Origin of the sequence: Pelagibacterium sp. H642, from assembly GCF_031202855.1 — a bacterium.
In the GTDB taxonomy this organism is placed as follows: domain Bacteria; phylum Pseudomonadota; class Alphaproteobacteria; order Rhizobiales; family Devosiaceae; genus Pelagibacterium.
Map to the genome: position 1 here is coordinate 1,971,638 of NZ_CP101829.1, position 15,814 is coordinate 1,987,451.

The window sequence follows — 15,814 nt, forward strand, 5'->3', positions numbered from 1 at the left end:
TCATGGACGATCAGGACATCGACATTGGCGGCATATTGAACCTGCTGCGCCGCAGGTTCGGGCTGATCCTGGCGACGCTTGCCGCGTGCCTGGGGCTTGCCGGCCTCGCCATCCTGGCGCTGACCCCGACCTTCACGGCCTCGGCTCTGGTGCTGGTCGATGCCTCGCGCAGCACGCTTCTCGATCCGGAAACCCAGAGGACCAATGCGGCAACCGATACTGCGCGCGTGGATTCGGAGGTCGAGATCCTGCGCTCGGATGCGGTGCTGCTGGACGTCATTGCACGGGAAGGGTTGCTCGCCGATCCAGAATTCGGGGTACGGCTGGGGCTGCGCGAACGGTTCATGGCCTTCCTCCGGCTGGGGGCCCCCGATCTGCCCGAGGGAGAGACCGCGCTGCGCTCGGTGCTCGACAGGTTCAGGGTCGCCGTTTCGGTACAGCGGCGCGGGGCCACCTACCTGATTTCGGTGGACGTCCGTTCGCAAGATCCGCAAAAGGCGGCGCAATTGGCCAATGCGGTGGCCGAAGCCTATATCGCCGATCAGACGCGCGCCAAGATCGAGGGGGTTCTGGCGGCCAATGAGGTGTTGCGGGCGCGGCTCGATCTGTCGCGCCAGAACATGGTACGCGCCGAGGAGGCGTTCGACGGCTTCATCAACGCCAATATCGAGCAGTTCGCCGCCGATCCCGGAAGTTCCGTGTCCCGGCTGCGCGACGACCTGCAGGGGATCACCGGCAGGCGCGATGCGCTGCTGTCGCTGAGCCAGAGCGTGGGCGCGGCGGTGGCCGAGCGCGATTGGGTGGCACTGATGGCTCAGCTCGAATCCGATGCGGTGGCGCAATTGGAAGAACAGCGACAGACGCTGGCCGCCAGCCTTTCAGAGGCGGCGGCGGATTCGCCTGTCGCCATCGACCTGCGCCAGCAACTGGCCGCCATCGAAGGCCAGCTTGCCGACCGGGCCGATGCCGAACTCCTGGGTTTACGCACGCAAGTGGCAGAGCTGGACGAGCAGGCGGTCGGGCTGCGCCAGCAGATCCGTTCGGACGTGCTTGCAAGCGAGCTGCCGGTCGAGGCTTTGACCCGGCTTTACCAATACCAGCAATCGGCGGATCTGGCGCGCAACCAATATCAATCGCTTCTGGCCCAGAGCGCGGATTTGCAGGTGCAGGCCGAATTGCAGATCGCCGACAGCCGTATCGTTTCGCCCGCACTGCCGCCGAGCGAGGCGAGCTTTCCCAACACAAGGCTGATCCTGGCACTGGCCGGGTTGGCGGGGCTGGGGTTCGGGGTGGGGCTGGCGGTGATCTACGAGAACTTCCTGGGAGGGTTCACCAGCGAAGGCCAGTTGCATCTGGTAACGCGTCTGCCGGTGGTGGGCGAAATTCCATTGCAAAGGCTCTCATTCGATGCCGAGGCGGCAGCCGATATGGTGATCACGGCACCGCTCTCGCACTATGCGGAATCGGTAAGGCGGGTCCAGGCGGGATTGGATCAGCACTTGCGCCGGAAACGCTTCCCCCGCCAAAGCGGAGCAGCGGGGAATGAGCCCGAGGAGGAGCGAGGGCAGGTCATCATGGTGTCCTCCTCGGTTCCTCAGGAGGGAAAGACCACGCTGGCGCTGTCGCTGGCGCGGGCCTATGCCCAATCGGGCAAGTCCACATTGCTCATCGATTGCGACCTGAGGCGGCCGGCGATCCACAAGAACCTCGGCATCGAGCCAGAACTGGGGCTGTTCGAATATCTGGCCGGAAGGGCGGGAGCCGATACGCTCGCCTCGATCGTGTTGCGCGACCAGGACACGGGGCTCAGCGTCGTGGTGGGCTCGAAGCGTTCGGACATTCCCACCGACCAGTTGATCACCGGCAACGCCTTTACCCGGTTGATCGCGGCGGCGGTCAAGAATTTCGACCTGGTCATCCTCGATACGCCGCCTGTGCTGCCGGTGGTCGACGGGCTCTACCTCTCCCAATACGCCGATGCGGTGCTGTTCGTGGTGCGCTGGTCCGCGACCGCCCAGAGCGAGGTGCGCACGGCGATAAGCCGGCTCGAGCAGGCCAAGACCCCCGATGCGCCGGTGGCTGCCGTGCTCAACCAGCAGGCGGGCGGTCAGGCGCGGTATGGCAAGAGCTATCAGGGATATTACGAGGAATAATGGGCATTGGACGTGACAGGACCGCCGGCATAAAACAATCATTAAGCGAAACGTCAGATCGGGAGGATACCCATTAGCGCGCCTGCAGCCATCGCCTTCGGAACCTCCGGGCTCAGGGGCCTCGCCGAGGGGTTCACGCCTGAAATCGTCATGGCCTATGTCGCCGGCTTTCTCCAGACCGCCTGCGCGGGGGCACGGGACAGAGAGGTGGTGGTGGGATACGATCTGCGGGCGTCGAGCCCTGGGATTGCCGCCCTGGTGGGCGGGGCGGTCGAAGCTCTTGGCTGGGGGGTGGTCAATGCGGGCAAGGTGCCGACGCCGGCGATGGCGCTGGCCGGGCTAGAGCATGGCGTGCCGGGGATCATGGTGACGGGGAGCCACATTCCGGCCGACTATAACGGGCTCAAATTCTACCGACCCGATGGCGAACTGCTCAAAAGCGACGAGGAGCCGATCGGGCGCGAGGCTCGGGCGCTGCTCGAAGGCGAGGGGACGGCCTTCGTGCCGGGCCTGCCGCCGGTCGATCCGCGCATCAGCAATGGTTATGAAGCGCGCTACCTCACGGCTTTTGCGCCGGGCGCCCTGGCGGGGCTCAAGATCGGGATTTTCCAGCATTCAGCGGTCGGTCGGGACATTGTGGGGCGCGTGCTGGGTGTTCTGGGAGCCCGATGCGTTTCGATCGGGCGGAGCGAAAAATTCGTCGCCGTCGATACCGAGGCTGTCGAGCCCGATGTGATGGCGGAGCTAAGGGCGGCGCTGGCCGAACATGGGCTCGATGCCATCGTCTCGACCGATGGGGATGGCGACCGGCCGCTGCTGATCGATGCGGCGGGCGAGCAGGTCAATGGAGATGTGCTGGGTGCGCTGACGGCGCGGGCGCTCGGCGCGCGCATAGTGGTGACGCCGCTGACCTCGACCGGGGCGCTCGAAATGAGCGGATGGTTCGAGACGGTCGAGCGGACGCGGATCGGTTCGCCCTATGTGGTGGAGGCTATGGCTGAAGCCGGGGATGAAGGCGTCGTCGGGTTCGAGGCCAATGGCGGATTTCTTATGGGGAGCCGGTTCGGCAAGCTTACCCCGCTCGCAACCCGGGATGCGATGGTTCCGTTGATCGCGGTATTGGCCGAGGCGGTGCGCCGGGGCGTGCCGGTGGGCGATCTCGTGGGCGAGCTTCCCAGGCGCGTGATGCGGGCTGACCGACTTAAAAAGGTGTCGCCCGAGGCCGGCAAGGCACTGGTGGCGGACCTGGCCAAATCGAGCGAGTTGCGGGCACGGTTCGGAGAAGACTTCGTGGCGCCGGAAACCATCGATACTAGGGACGGTACAAGGCTCGTTGCCAAGGATGGCACGATCGTCCATTTCCGCCAGTCGGGCAACGCACCCGAACTCCGATGCTATGTCGAGACCGACAGCGCCCAGACAACAAAGGCGATGCTTGCCATGACCATGGCCAGGCTCGCCGCCTATTTCGAGGGGACCCGATAGAATGGATATGCCGGTTTCGCAGGCCCGACGAATCGTTCCTGTCATTCTCGCCGGGGGGAGCGGCACGCGGCTGTGGCCCATTTCCCGCACGGCCAGGCCCAAGCAGTTCCTGGCGCTTTTGGGTGAGCACAGCCTGTTCCAGCTGACCCTGCTGCGGCTCAAGGACGATCCGCGCTATGGTGCGCCGATCGTCATCACCAATGAGGATTACCGGTTTCTGGTCGCCGAGCAGGCCCATGAAATCGGCATCGTGCCAGCCAGCATCGTGCTCGAACCTGTGGCGCGCAACACCGCGCCGGCGATCGTTGCCGCGAGCCTGATGGCAGCCCAGGACGGCAGCGATCCGCTCATCCACGTGCTGCCCTCGGACCATGGCATCGTTGTCGATAAGGCCTATGCGCAGGCACTGGACACTGCCGAAGCAGTGGCGCGGGAGGGGCGGCTTGCGACCTTCGGGATCGACCCCACCGAACCGGCCACCGAATTCGGCTATATCGAAGCGGGCGAAAGCCTGCCGTCCGGCGGCCGGCGGGTGGCCCGGTTCGTCGAAAAGCCCGACGCGGAAAAGGCGGCGACAATGATCGCGGCGGGGTCGCATTACTGGAATTCGGGGATGTTCCTGTTCACCGCATCGGCCTTTCTTGCCGAGTGCGAAAAGCTGGCGCCTGAAATCTTCGCAGCGGCGAGCGCGGCGGTGGACAAGGGACGGGCCGATCTCGATTTCTATCGCCTCGATGCAGCCTCGTTTGCCCAGGCGCCCTCGATATCGGTGGATTATGCGATCTTTGAAAATACCGATCTGGCCGCGGTGGTGCCGGCCACGATCCAGTGGACGGATCTGGGATCGTGGAACGCGGTGTGGAAGAGCGGGGCCCGCGATGCAGCGGACAATCTGGGCGTGGGCAAGGTGACGCTCAACGCGGCGTCGCGCTCGCTGGTGATGTCGGAAAGCCATCATGTGGTGCTCGACGGGCTCGACGACGTCGCCGTGCTCGCGAGCGAGGACGCTGTCTATGTGGGACGGCTATCGGCGGCGCAATCGGTGGGCGAGGTGGTCAAACGGCTCAAGGCCGATCCGCAGACCCGGCATTTCACCGAAATCCACCGCACGAGCTATCGGCCCTGGGGCGGGTATACCTCGGTGCTCAATGGCGCGCGGTTCCAGGTCAAGCGGCTGTTCGTCAAATCGGGGTGCCGGTTGAGCCTGCAAAAGCACCTGCACCGCTCCGAGCATTGGGTGGTGGTGCGCGGCACCGCCGAGGTGCAGGTGGGCGAGAACGTGCGCCTGCTGCACGAGAACGAAAGCATCTACATTCCGCGCGGCGAGATCCACAGGCTTTCCAACCCCGGCAAGATCGAACTCGAAGTGGTGGAGGTGCAGACCGGCGATTATCTGGGCGAGGACGACATCATTCGCATCGAAGACGAGTTCGGCCGCAGTTAGAGTCGGGGATTTGATTGAATCAACTCCCCGGCTCTAACCCTTTGTTTTGTCGCGTTTCCGAACCGCAAAATGGTACCCACTTTTGCTGGAAACGCTCACATCTAATCGTTCGACACAACGAAACTTATCCCCGCCCTGCCAGATTGGGTGATGATGGCGCCAGAGCGATAACGGCAACTGGAGCCAGAAACGATGACTGCAGATTTTTCAGGGCGGGCGAGCAGCGCGAGCGGACCGGCGGGCGATTTCTTCGCCATCACGCCCGATGATTTCAACGACCTGCCGCAGGTGACCCGGGCGATCTATGTCGGCAGCGCCGGCAATCTTGCCGTCGTCTCGGCTTGGGGGCGGGAGGTCCGGTTTGCCAATGTTGCCGGCGGCACCGTGCTGCCGGTTTGCGCGGCGCGGATCATGGCCAGCGGGACAGATGCCGGCGATCTGGTGGGGCTCGTTTGATGGAGATCGCGCTTTCACTTTCGCTTTCGGGTGCGGGGGCTCACGAGTCATTGCTGGCAGAGACACAGGCGCTGCTGTCGCGGTTTTCCGTCCAGCCGAGCATGGCGCGCATGGCCGCGATTAACCGGCTGATCGGGGCGCTCAAGGCGGGCGGGGTGTGGCAGCGGCTCGATGCGCTCTATGTCCTGGCGGCTCACGACGCACAGGCGGCGCAGCGCAACTGGGTTGCCGACAGCTACAATATCGTCCCCGGCGGCGCGCCGGTGTTTACGGCGGACCGAGGTTATCAGGGCGATGGCAATGGGTACCTCGATACGGGCCTCAACCCGGCGACCAGCGGGCTCAATTATCGCGAGGATGATGCCTCGTTCGGGTTCTGGAGCCTCACGAACCATGCGAGCGAAAGCTACGATATGGGGGCGTTTCAATCGGCGACCGTGAGAGCGGATATGCGCATTTTCCGGCCCGGCGCATGGTTTCCCGCTTATCTCAACGATGAAACGTTTCTTCATCTTGCGGTGAGCGGGGCGACTGGCCTGTTCAGCGTTTCGCGGGTCGACGGCGCGACCCGAACGGTGCGGGCGAACGCGGGAACGCTCCAGACGGCGGAGGCGGGCACGACCGGTGTTCCGAACCTCTCCTTCCATATTTTGGGTGCCAATGGGTTGAGCGGACGTTCGCAGCGCCAATGTGCGGCCGCCTGGATCGGCGGTGGTTTGACGGAGGCGCAATATGGCACGCTGCATGGGGCGTTGCGGGTATATCTGGAGGAGGTCGGGACGGTCCAGGCCGAATGACGTTCGGTAGCGAGGCTTACACCTTCACCTATCGGGGGTGAATGGCAATCGGTCGACGAGACAGGAGATCGACCGAGAGCAGGAACATTATGATCGCCGTGTAGGTCAGTATCGAGGTATCGATTTCCTGGAACAGAGACCAGGCGCCGACAACGGCGATGCCTCGCACCCAGAAGGGTGCCGTCTTTCGTTTGAACGGGTCATGCGAGAGGACGGACCTGACCCCGCGCGCTACCGGCAATATCCAGAACGCCAGGATTGCGAAGGTCAACGCAAGTAATCCGCCGCGCGTCAGGAACGACAGCGGCATGGAGTGACTGCCTACGGCGTATTGCAGGGATGGGTCGTCCTTGGGTTTGTATCCCAGACCCAAAAACGGGTCGCCGGCGATAAATTGCGAAAGCGCTGCCCCATAGAGATCGAACCGGTCATTGGTGGAATACTGCCTGAACGATGAGGCGAAATCGACCAGGAGCGGGAGCAGTCCGGCGAGGATGGAAGCGAAAACCAGGAGGAGCGAACCCAGTACCATCCGGTTTCGGCTGATCCATAGATATGTGAGAACACTGACCCCGATATGAATTCCGATAACGGTCCGGCTGAGCGTCGAGACGATCAGGAGGATGGTGACGGCCTCGGTTAGGACAAAGTCTCGTTTCCTGCCATCGGCCCAGAAATATGCCGCGGCCAGATTGCCGGCGAGCGAGACGATGATGGCGCCGGCAGTGTCCCAGCGCGCGAAATAGATAAAGCGAGGGGCGGCGAAAGAGCCAAAACCCCAATCGGGGCGGTAGATGCGCGTGCTGGCGAGATATCGCAGCATTTCGGTGTCGCTATCGGCAAAGCCGGAAAGCAGCGTCGGAAACGAGAGGACCTCGGACCCGGTGAGGGCGAACGCCAGGATGCCGACGCCGAAAAGCAGCAGGCAGAACAGCAGGAGCCGGTGGCTCAACATGCCGATCTGTTCGAGAAACACTTCGCGAAAATCTCTAGGATCGTGCCGGTTCTGGGCCTGGCGATAAAGGTGCTTGATGGTGCCGATGGCAAGCAGCGTTCCGCCGACCAAGATCCCGATGCTATAGATCGAAGATAGCGCACGGTCGTAAGCGCCGTCGCGCACCACACCGATGACTGTCGCCGCCGCCAGGGCCAGCACCAGCGCGGCGATCGGCAGCAAAAGGCTGGATCGATAAGGAACACTGCGGTACGTCCATGAGAGGTAAAGACCGGCGAGTGGAACAACCAGGATTTCGAGACCTAAGAGCAGGGCGATAAAGGCAAACAGCACCCAATTTCGCGTGTCGCTGCTCGATGACGCCCGCTGAACTTCCGGCATCCCTGGCGCATGTAGATTTGGGGCAATTGACATGGGTTCTGCCGTGGCTCGGGGCGCTTCTTATGCTTCGATTTCCAGGATTTTTCAGGCGGGGTTGGCGTTTTTACTCGTTGTCGTACTCGCGACTATACTTGGGCCTTCGCAGTTCGGTGTCTACACCATCACGATATCGATTGCCGCCATGCTTCAATATGTATGCGGTCATTGGTTATCGAGCGCCATCTTGCGGGAGGCGGATGACGGCGAACAGGCCGTAACGCAAGGGGAAGTCGATCACCTGCTGCTCCTGATCGCGCTGGCTACCGCCCTGCTTTACGCTGCGGTTTATTTCTTTTGGGGAGAGCGCGCAGCCCTCTATACGGTCCTGTGCTGGCTTGTTGTGGCTGTCGAGCTGGCGTTTTTGTGCCAGACAAGTTTTGCCGCCGCCAAAGAGGAATGGGGGCGTTTTTCCCTCGCCTATGCGGGGCGCGGTCTTTTGGCGCTGCTGCTTGTCGCCGGCGTCGCCGTCTATACATCATCGGCCGCCTGGACCCTCGCCGCCTATGGCGTCAACACCGGGCTCGCCGCGCTGATTTGCCGGCGGCGCCTGGGAGGTGGGAGCAGTTTTGCCAGGCTTTTCGGGATGTTCAGGCGCTATGCCGGGCTTGGCCTGACCGCAATCATCCGACAGCTTTACGATCGGGGAGACCGGGTTGTTGTGGGCGCCCTTTTCGGGGCCGAGATGGCCGGCACATATGGGCTGGCGTCCGATCTGGTCCGGCGCCCTATGCAGACATTGGGCGGGGCGATGCATGCGGCCTTCTTTCCCAGGCTGGCCAGGCTCTATGATCGTGACGAGGAAGCCTTCAAGGTCCGATGGAAGGCAAATTCGCTGGTCGTGGCCTGGAGCGCGGCGATCAGTGCCGTGGCCGGGATCGTTGCCGCCGATCTCTTGTTCGTCTCGCTCGGAACCTATTCCGCAGTTCTCTTAACGTTTGCCGTTGTGCTGTCGATTTCGGCGGCGGTGGAGACTTTTGACACTTTCCACTCCTCCTATGCGCTTATCGGTGCGCGACGCCTGGATCGGCTGCCCATCGTTTACGCGGCAGCGGGTTTGGTCTTTGTGCTGTTTGCGGCGTTTGCCAGGTTCAGCGGCAATGCGTTGCTCATCGCCTGGGGTGTGGTTGCCGCCAACATTTTTGGCATTTGCGGCGTGGTCATTCTCAGCAGCCGGAAAGCCCATAAGGTCGCGGTCACCCGTGAGGTGGCCTACCCGCTGCTCTATTGTGTGCTGTCGGTGGCAACCTGGTTTTTCCTGAGGGACGGCGGGCACCTCGCCCAGCAGATTGTGGTGGCGACAGCTCTTGGTGCCGTCGGACTGGCGGCGGCAGGCATCAACATCTATCGGCGCCGCGCTTCGTTCGAATGACCGCCTTACCGGCGCTCTGTGTGCCGTAAAAGCCGGTAGAATGCATATGGGTTCGTCGTGAAATAGCGCCAGGCCAGGCGCTTGGGGTCGTCCAGCATGCGATAGAGCCATTCGAGCCCCAACCGCTGCATCCATTTGGGAGCACGCGGAGCGTCGCCGGCAAGGAAGGCGAAGAGGCCGCCACAGGTCTTGATCCAGGCGATACCCGCCAAGCGATGACGGTTGCGCACGCACCAGAACTCCTGGCGCGGCTTGCCCAATCCGACCCAAAGGATTTCGGCACCGCTGGCGCGGATCGTCGCGCAGATCCGTTCATCGTCCGCGTCATCGAAATAACCGTGGTGACGGCCGACGATCTGGACCTCGGGATAGGTCCTGCCGATGGCCTCTACCGCTGCCTTGTTCTGGGCGTCGGTGGCCCCCAGGATAAAGAATTTGAACCCATGCCGGGCGGCAACCATGGCGGCGTCGTGGAAAAAATCGGTGGTCGCGATGCGCTCGGGGAGCGGCTTGCCGGTCAGTTTCGAGGCAAACACCACGGGCATGCCATCGGCGTGGACGATGTCGGCCTGGGCCATCGCGCTGGCAAATTGGGGATCCTGGCCGGCCAGGGCGATGCCTTGGCCGTTGGATGAGAAGACAAGCCGGGGACGCCATGTATCCCTCCGGGCGCGGGCAGCAAGGCAGTCTTGAACCATTGTTTCGGCCAGTTGGCTGCACGTGACGCTTGCCGTGGGGAAGCCACCGATGACGACAGAAGGGATTGTGGAGGTCGTTTCGACCTCACGCAGCATCCTTGTACCTGCGATACCAATCAACGAAGGCTTTAACGCCGGTTTCGACGTCGATGCCGGGCACGAAGCCCGTGAGGGCTTCAAGCAGACCCTCATTGGCGTATGTGGCGACCACATCGCCCTGCTGCATGGGCAGCATGGTCTTGTTGGCGGTGCGGCCCAGGCATTTTTCAATGGTCTCGATGAAGGGCATCAGCCCCACGGGCTGGCCGCCGGCGATGTTGACCGCGCGCCAGGGCGCGACCGAGGAAAGGGAATCGGTGACGCCAGCCGCCTCGACTGGTCGGCCTTCCTCGGGAATCGCAGCCGACAGGCGCACGATGCCCTCGACCAGATCGTCGATATAGGTGAAGTCGCGCTGCATCTGGCCATTGCCATAGACCTCGATCGCCTCTCCGCGTTCGATGGCGTCGACGAATTTGAACAGCGCCATGTCCGGGCGCCCCCAGGGGCCGTAGACGGTGAAGAACCGAAAGCAGGTGGTGGGGATCTTCCAGAGGTGCGAATAGGAGTGGCTCATCGCCTCGCAGGCCTTCTTGGTGGCCGCATAGAGCGAGACGGGGAAGTCGGTTCGGTCCACTTCCCTGAACGGCATTTGCGCGTTGCCGCCATAGACCGAGGAGGTGGAGGCGATCAGAAGGTGTTGTACCGGATTGGCCCTTACCGCTTCGAGCAGGTTGAAGGTGCCCACAAGATTGGCGCTGATATAGGTGTCGGGATGCTCGAGACTGTAACGCACGCCGGCCTGGGCCGCGAGATGGATGACGATATCGGGCGCAAACAAGGCGATGGCTTCGGTCAGCGCATCCTTGTCCTCGAGCATGGCCTCGACGGCGCTGAAGGCGTTGGACCGGCGCAAAATAGCGAGCCGCGCCTGCTTGAGAGCGGGGTCGTAATAGGCGGTCATGCCATCGAAACCGACGACCTGATGGCCGTCAGCAAGGAGGCGCCTGGTCAGGTGAAAGCCGATAAAGCCCGCCGAACCGGTGATGAAAACCTTCATTCGGCTGCGTCCATCCGGCCTTCGTGATCGCCTACCGCTTGGCTGCGTCCGATCGAGGCGTAGGTGAAGCCGGCCTTTTCCACGTCGGAGCGGCGATAGACGTTGCGAAGGTCGACCAGGGCGGGGGTTGCCATGGCCGCCTTGAGACGGCCCAGGTCGAGCGAGCGGAACTGGTTCCATTCGGTCACCAGAACCAGACAGTCCGCATCCTTTGCGGCGTCATAGGCATCGGCCGCATATTCGATGCCCGAGATCATCGACTTGGCCATCTCCATGCCTTCGGGATCATAGGCACGGATAGTTGCTCCCGCATCGAGCAGGGTCTGGATGATGGCGATGGAGGGGGCATCGCGCATGTCGTCGGTGTTGGGCTTGAAAGTCAACCCCAGAATGCCGATGGTCTTGCCGCGCACATTGCCCTCGCAGGCCGCAATCACCTTGCGGCCCATGGCCCGCTTGCGGTTATCGTTGACCGCCACCGTGGTCTCGATAAGCCGCAGGGGAGCGTCGAAATCCTGGCCGGTCTTGACCAAGGCCAGCGTGTCCTTGGGAAAACAACTGCCGCCATAGCCGGGACCGGCATTCAAGAATTTCGATCCGATGCGCTTGTCGAGCCCGATGCCGCGCGCGACGGCCTGTACGTCGCCCCCGGCCTTCTCGCACAGATCGGCCATCTCGTTGATGAAGGTGATCTTCATGGCGAGGAACGCGTTGGCGGCATATTTGATGAGTTCGGCGGTGCGCCTTCCCGTGAACATCACGGGCGCCTGGTTGAGATAGAGCGGGCGATAGACCTCTTCCATCACCGGGCGGGCGCGTTCGTCCTCAAGGCCGACCACGATACGATCGGGGCGCTTGAAATCGTCGATAGCGGCGCCTTCGCGCAGGAATTCGGGGTTGGAGACCACGACGAAATCGGCATCGGGATTGGTGTCGGCGATGATGCGCTCGACTTCATCGCCGGTGCCCACGGGCACCGTTGATTTGGTGACGATCACGGTGAAGCCCTTGAGAGCGCGGGCGATATCGGCGGCGGCGGCGTGGACATAGGAGAGATCGGCATGCCCGTCGCCGCGGCGCGAGGGGGTGCCCACCGCGATGAAGACCACGTCGGCATCGGCGACGGCGCTGGCCAGATCGGTGGTGAACGCGAGGCGCCCGGCAGCGGCATTGGTGGTCACCAGCGTGTCGAGCCCGGGCTCGAAGATCGGGATGATCCCTTGCTTGAGCCTGTCGATCTTGCCCGCATCGAGATCGACGCACGTCACCTCATGGCCGAAATCGGAAAAGCACGCCCCGCTCACAAGGCCCACATAGCCGGATCCGATCATCGTTATACGCATTAAAAATCCACCTGTTTTTCGGGCGTTCCGCACCGACCCCAGCGGTCCGCGCGGTAATCACCGCATCTTTGCACTCAAGCGCCCTATGTCTTTATCCGGGCATTATTGCGATTCGACGGCGGTTGCATCGCCGCAGACTTTTCTGATGATGGCGCCATCGCCAATGGCCCAGAAGGCGCAATTGGCGAAATCGCTGTCGGCGGGTTGGTTGCACTTGCCATAGCGTAGGGGCTGTCCTGCCATGTCGATTACATGTCCGCCCGCGGCGCGCAGAATGGCGTCACCGGCGGCGGTGTCCCATTCCATCGTCCGGCCGAACCGAGGATAAAGATCGGCGGCGCCTTCGGCAAGCAGGCAGAATTTGAGCGACGACCCGGCTGTCGAGAAATCGGTGATCTCAAGGGCGTCAAGGCGCGTGTCGGCTTGGCCGCTCCCGTGGGAGCGGCTGCCAATGGCCATCAGCCCGGATTTGGGCGCCACCCGCACCTTGACCGGCACCGTCTCGATCATCGCGTGGTTCTCGACCCTGGCTGCAAAGGCGCCACTGGTGCGGCTGCCCCACCAGATCCGGCCCAATGCCGGCGCATAGACCACCCCGGCAACGGGAACGCCGTGTTCGATAAGGGCGATATTGACGGTGAACTCGCCATTGCGGGCGATGAATTCCTTGGAGCCGTCCAGCGGATCCACCAGGATGAAACGGTCGGCGAGCACCGGCTTAAGACCATTGGCGACCGCTTCCTCGGCGACGACGGGGATATTCGGGAGCAGCGCAGCCAGTCGATTCATGATCAGCGCCTCGGCGGCGGTGTCGGCCTCGGTCAGCGGGGTGTCGTCGGCTTTGGTCTGGACGGAAAAGTCCCTGCCATAGATGGTCAGGATCAATTCTCCAGCGCTGAGCGCGATCTTGGCGAATTCGCCGGTCATCTCATCAAGCGTCGGTGGCTGGGCAGGGCGGGGATCTGGCGCTGTCATGGAACTCGGCATTTCTAAGCTGTCGTGCGCGATGGTAATGCAGTTGGCCCAAGAGCTAAAGGCCAGTTCCGTTCAGGAACTCCTGCCGCACGGTTATCCAGATGATCCTTAGATCGAGAAGCAGCGAGAAATTTTCAATATAGGCGAGATCGTGGTCGATCCGCGCCCTCGCCCGGGCGGGGTCATCGGTTGGTCCGCGGAGCCCATGGGCCTGCGCCCAGCCCGAGAGCCCCGGCTTCATGGCTTGCCGCGCCGAATAATAAGGAACGAGGTGATCATAGGGAACGCCGCCGGCCAGCATGCCGAACGCATGCGGCCTTGGACCGATCAGCGACATGTCGCCCTTGAGCACGTTGATGAGCTGGGGCAATTCGTCGATCGACGTCCGGCGCAGGAAGCGACCGACGGGAGTAACGCGGGGATCATCGCGCACCGTTTGCATCATGCCCGTGACGTCGCAGCGATCGACATACATGGTGCGGAATTTGAGTACGCCGATCGGCTGGCCGTTCAGTCCCTCACGTGGCTGCCTGAAGAAAACGGGCCCCGCACTCGAGAGGCGGACGAACATGGCGATTGCCACAAAGCCGGGAAGAAACAGAATAAGCGCGAGCAGGCTGAAGGCGATATCGAAGCAACGCTTGACGGCCAATTGTGCCACCCTGAGCGGAGTGGGACGGGAAAGGACAGGTTGGCCTTCGATCAGCGTCAGCATGAGGCCCGATTGCGGCATCCGCACCGCCTTTTCGGTGGAACGGTGCCCTGGCGTTTCTCTGGCTGACTGCCTCAGGCTATGAGCATGCGTCCGCTCCGCGGCCAATTCCTGCATATTCGCGGCCCCCACAGCAAATGCAGCAATAATCGGTTATGTCGGACGGTCACATTGGCACGAATTTTAACAACCGTGAACGGCTTATTATCGAATGGTTAACCTTCATGATCTCGGCGGCGCACGGGATATTGCTGGCGTAGAGTTCTGCCCGCGCGCTCAGACGAGGCGGGCATACATGGTTATTGACTCGTAAATGGCGCCTCCGTAGCATTTTGAATTGGACGTGCATTCTACGCTTGGGGGCGTGTGGTTATGTTCAAGGGATTTCCTTATGCGGCGATTGCCGCAGCGCTTTGTGTTTCCATAGCCTCACCTGGTGTTGCGCAAACTCTCGACACTTTGGTTGTCGAAACTGCCTGTGCATCTGCGGAGGCAAGCGAGATGGACTGCCTTGCCGCTGTCGAAGCGTATACCGCCGGCCTTTTTGGGCTTCCTGCAGCCGAAGCCGATATTGCCTTGGGCATGCTCGCTGCCACGCTGGCATCGTCGTCCCTTGTCGCTGGAACCGGTTCGCCGGTCATTGCCGCGGCGCTTTCGGCCATCGTGCCGGCCGTGACCGACCCCGCCCAGGCCAACCAGATTGCCGAGCTTTCGGCCGCTGTCGAAACGGGAGTCGATCTTCCGGTTGCCGCCGTGAGTGAACCGGTGCCGGCCAGCCCGAGCTGATTTTGTCAGCTACTCGGCCAATATCGCTTCGAGCGTATCGCAGGCCAGTTCGATATCGGCTGGCCTGCCGACACTGAGGCGGATGCAGCGGTCGAGGACTGGCACGGCAGGTTTGCGCACGAAGATGCCGCGGGCGAGCAGCCGCTCAAGAATGGCGCCGGCGCGCGCGGTGCTGCCGCAATCGATGGCGACGAAGTTGGTGGCCGAGGCGATGGGGGCGAGTCCCAATTGCCGGGCGCGCTCGGCGATGCGGTCGCGACCGGCGGCGATCGCCTGGACGGTGCGGTCGAGATAGTCCTGATCGTCCAATGCCGCCAGCGCGGCGATCTGGGCGAGCTTGTTGACGCCGAAATGATTGCGGATGCGATCGAAGGCGGCAATGAGATCAGCCGGGCCGATGCAATAGCCGATGCGCATGCCAGCCAGCCCATAGGCTTTTGAGAAGGTCCGGAAGCGCAGGAGGTTCGGACGGGCAACATCGATGGCCGGCAACGTGCCGGCCGGGGCGGTTTCGCCATAGGCTTCGTCGAGGACGATCAGCGTCTCGGGCGGAACCGCGTCAATGAAGTGCTCGATCTCTTCGGCGGGCCACCAGGTGCCCATGGGATTATCGGGATTGGCCAGATAGACGATTTTGGTCGGGGCAGCCCGTGTCGCTTCGAGCAGGCCCGAAAGGCTTTCCCTATCGTCTTCATAGGGCACGGTAGAGAGCTCGGCCCCTTGGGCGGCGACGTGATAGTTGAAGGTCGGGTAGGCGCCCAGCGAGGTCACCACGCGGTCGTTTTGCGCCAGAAAGAGGCGGCAGGTCAGCCCTAGCAGCGCATCGATGCCCTCGCCCACCGAGAGGGTTTCGACCGGCGTGCCCAGATGGTCCGAAAGCGCCGAGCGGACGGCAAAGATTTCCGAATCCCCATAGGTCCAGACATCGCCTGCCGCAGCGGCGATGGCGGCGATCACCTTGGGTGAGGGACCGAAGGCGCTTTCATTGGCGCCCAGCCGTGCGCGGAAGGGGATGTCGGTGCGGCGCTCGATGACTTCCGGTCCCACGAAGGGGACCGTCGGGGGCAGGGCGGCAATGACTGGCGCAAGGCTGGGGTGTTTCAATCGTGATCTCCTCCGGTT

Annotated in this window: 14 protein-coding genes; 7 read left to right on the forward strand and 7 right to left on the reverse strand. The window is 62.7% G+C overall.

Translation table 11 applies throughout. From position 1 onward, the window contains the following. Nucleotides 1-2 precede the first annotated feature (2 nt). The 5 genes from NO934_RS09675 to NO934_RS09695 all read left to right on the forward strand — a co-directional run bounded on the left by NO934_RS09675 (nt 3) and on the right by NO934_RS09695 (nt 6,335). Nucleotides 3-2,153: a Wzz/FepE/Etk N-terminal domain-containing protein gene (locus tag NO934_RS09675; protein WP_309159753.1), complete on the forward strand. Its 2,151-nt coding sequence runs from the start codon at nt 3-5 to the stop codon at nt 2,151-2,153. 90 nt (nt 2,154-2,243) lie between these two features. Further along, nucleotides 2,244-3,638, forward strand: a complete 1,395-nt coding sequence (locus NO934_RS09680) for a phosphomannomutase (protein ID WP_309163697.1) — start codon at nt 2,244-2,246, stop codon at nt 3,636-3,638. A gap of 1 nt (nt 3,639) precedes the next feature. Next, entirely contained in the window at nt 3,640-5,082 is a 1,443-nt protein-coding gene (locus tag NO934_RS09685) for a mannose-1-phosphate guanylyltransferase/mannose-6-phosphate isomerase (RefSeq protein ID WP_309159754.1), read from the forward strand. Nucleotides 5,083-5,274: 192 nt separating this feature from the next. Continuing rightward, on the forward strand, nt 5,275-5,538 hold the full coding sequence (locus NO934_RS09690; RefSeq protein ID WP_309159755.1) for a hypothetical protein: 264 nt from the start codon (nt 5,275-5,277) through the stop codon (nt 5,536-5,538). Beyond that, nucleotides 5,538-6,335 carry a hypothetical protein gene (locus tag NO934_RS09695; protein WP_309159756.1) on the forward strand — a complete coding sequence of 266 codons (798 nt, stop codon included), beginning with the start codon at nt 5,538-5,540 and terminating at the stop codon, nt 6,333-6,335. Before NO934_RS09690 ends, NO934_RS09695 begins: the two co-directional genes overlap by 1 nt. Before the next feature lie 28 nt (nt 6,336-6,363). On the opposite strand, the gene NO934_RS09700 is transcribed toward NO934_RS09695, so the two are convergent. Next, complete coding sequence (locus NO934_RS09700; protein ID WP_309159757.1) at nt 6,364-7,671, reverse strand: hypothetical protein; 1,308 nt, start codon at nt 7,669-7,671, stop codon at nt 6,364-6,366. Nucleotides 7,672-7,702: 31 nt separating this feature from the next. Between NO934_RS09700 and NO934_RS09705 the strand changes: the two genes are divergently transcribed. Further along, entirely contained in the window at nt 7,703-9,079 is a 1,377-nt protein-coding gene (locus tag NO934_RS09705; protein WP_309159758.1) for an oligosaccharide flippase family protein, read from the forward strand. Between the two features lie 5 nt (nt 9,080-9,084). On the opposite strand, the gene NO934_RS09710 is transcribed toward NO934_RS09705, so the two are convergent. The 5 genes from NO934_RS09710 to NO934_RS09730 form a co-directional block, all read right to left on the reverse strand. After that, a complete protein-coding gene (locus NO934_RS09710; RefSeq protein WP_309159759.1) occupies nt 9,085-9,777 on the reverse strand; it encodes a WecB/TagA/CpsF family glycosyltransferase in 693 nt (230 codons plus the stop codon). 85 nt (nt 9,778-9,862) lie between these two features. Beyond that, complete coding sequence (locus NO934_RS09715; RefSeq protein WP_309159760.1) at nt 9,863-10,876, reverse strand: NAD-dependent epimerase/dehydratase family protein; 1,014 nt, start codon at nt 10,874-10,876, stop codon at nt 9,863-9,865. After that, complete coding sequence (locus tag NO934_RS09720; protein ID WP_309159761.1) at nt 10,873-12,219, reverse strand: UDP-glucose/GDP-mannose dehydrogenase family protein; 1,347 nt, start codon at nt 12,217-12,219, stop codon at nt 10,873-10,875. The genes NO934_RS09715 and NO934_RS09720 overlap by 4 nt, the downstream gene beginning before the upstream one ends. Before the next feature lie 102 nt (nt 12,220-12,321). Further along, nucleotides 12,322-13,194: a 3'(2'),5'-bisphosphate nucleotidase CysQ gene (cysQ, locus tag NO934_RS09725; protein ID WP_309159762.1), complete on the reverse strand. Its 873-nt coding sequence runs from the start codon at nt 13,192-13,194 to the stop codon at nt 12,322-12,324. Nucleotides 13,195-13,249: 55 nt separating this feature from the next. Next, nucleotides 13,250-13,927 carry a sugar transferase gene (locus tag NO934_RS09730; protein WP_309159763.1) on the reverse strand — a complete coding sequence of 226 codons (678 nt, stop codon included), beginning with the start codon at nt 13,925-13,927 and terminating at the stop codon, nt 13,250-13,252. 480 nt (nt 13,928-14,407) lie between these two features. Between NO934_RS09730 and NO934_RS09735 the strand changes: the two genes are divergently transcribed. Continuing rightward, nucleotides 14,408-14,692: a hypothetical protein gene (locus tag NO934_RS09735; RefSeq protein WP_309159764.1), complete on the forward strand. Its 285-nt coding sequence runs from the start codon at nt 14,408-14,410 to the stop codon at nt 14,690-14,692. Nucleotides 14,693-14,701: 9 nt separating this feature from the next. Here the strand turns inward: NO934_RS09735 and NO934_RS09740 are convergent, their stop codons facing one another. Next, complete coding sequence (locus NO934_RS09740; protein ID WP_309159765.1) at nt 14,702-15,796, reverse strand: pyridoxal phosphate-dependent aminotransferase; 1,095 nt, start codon at nt 15,794-15,796, stop codon at nt 14,702-14,704. Between the last annotated feature and the right edge of the window lie 18 nt (nt 15,797-15,814).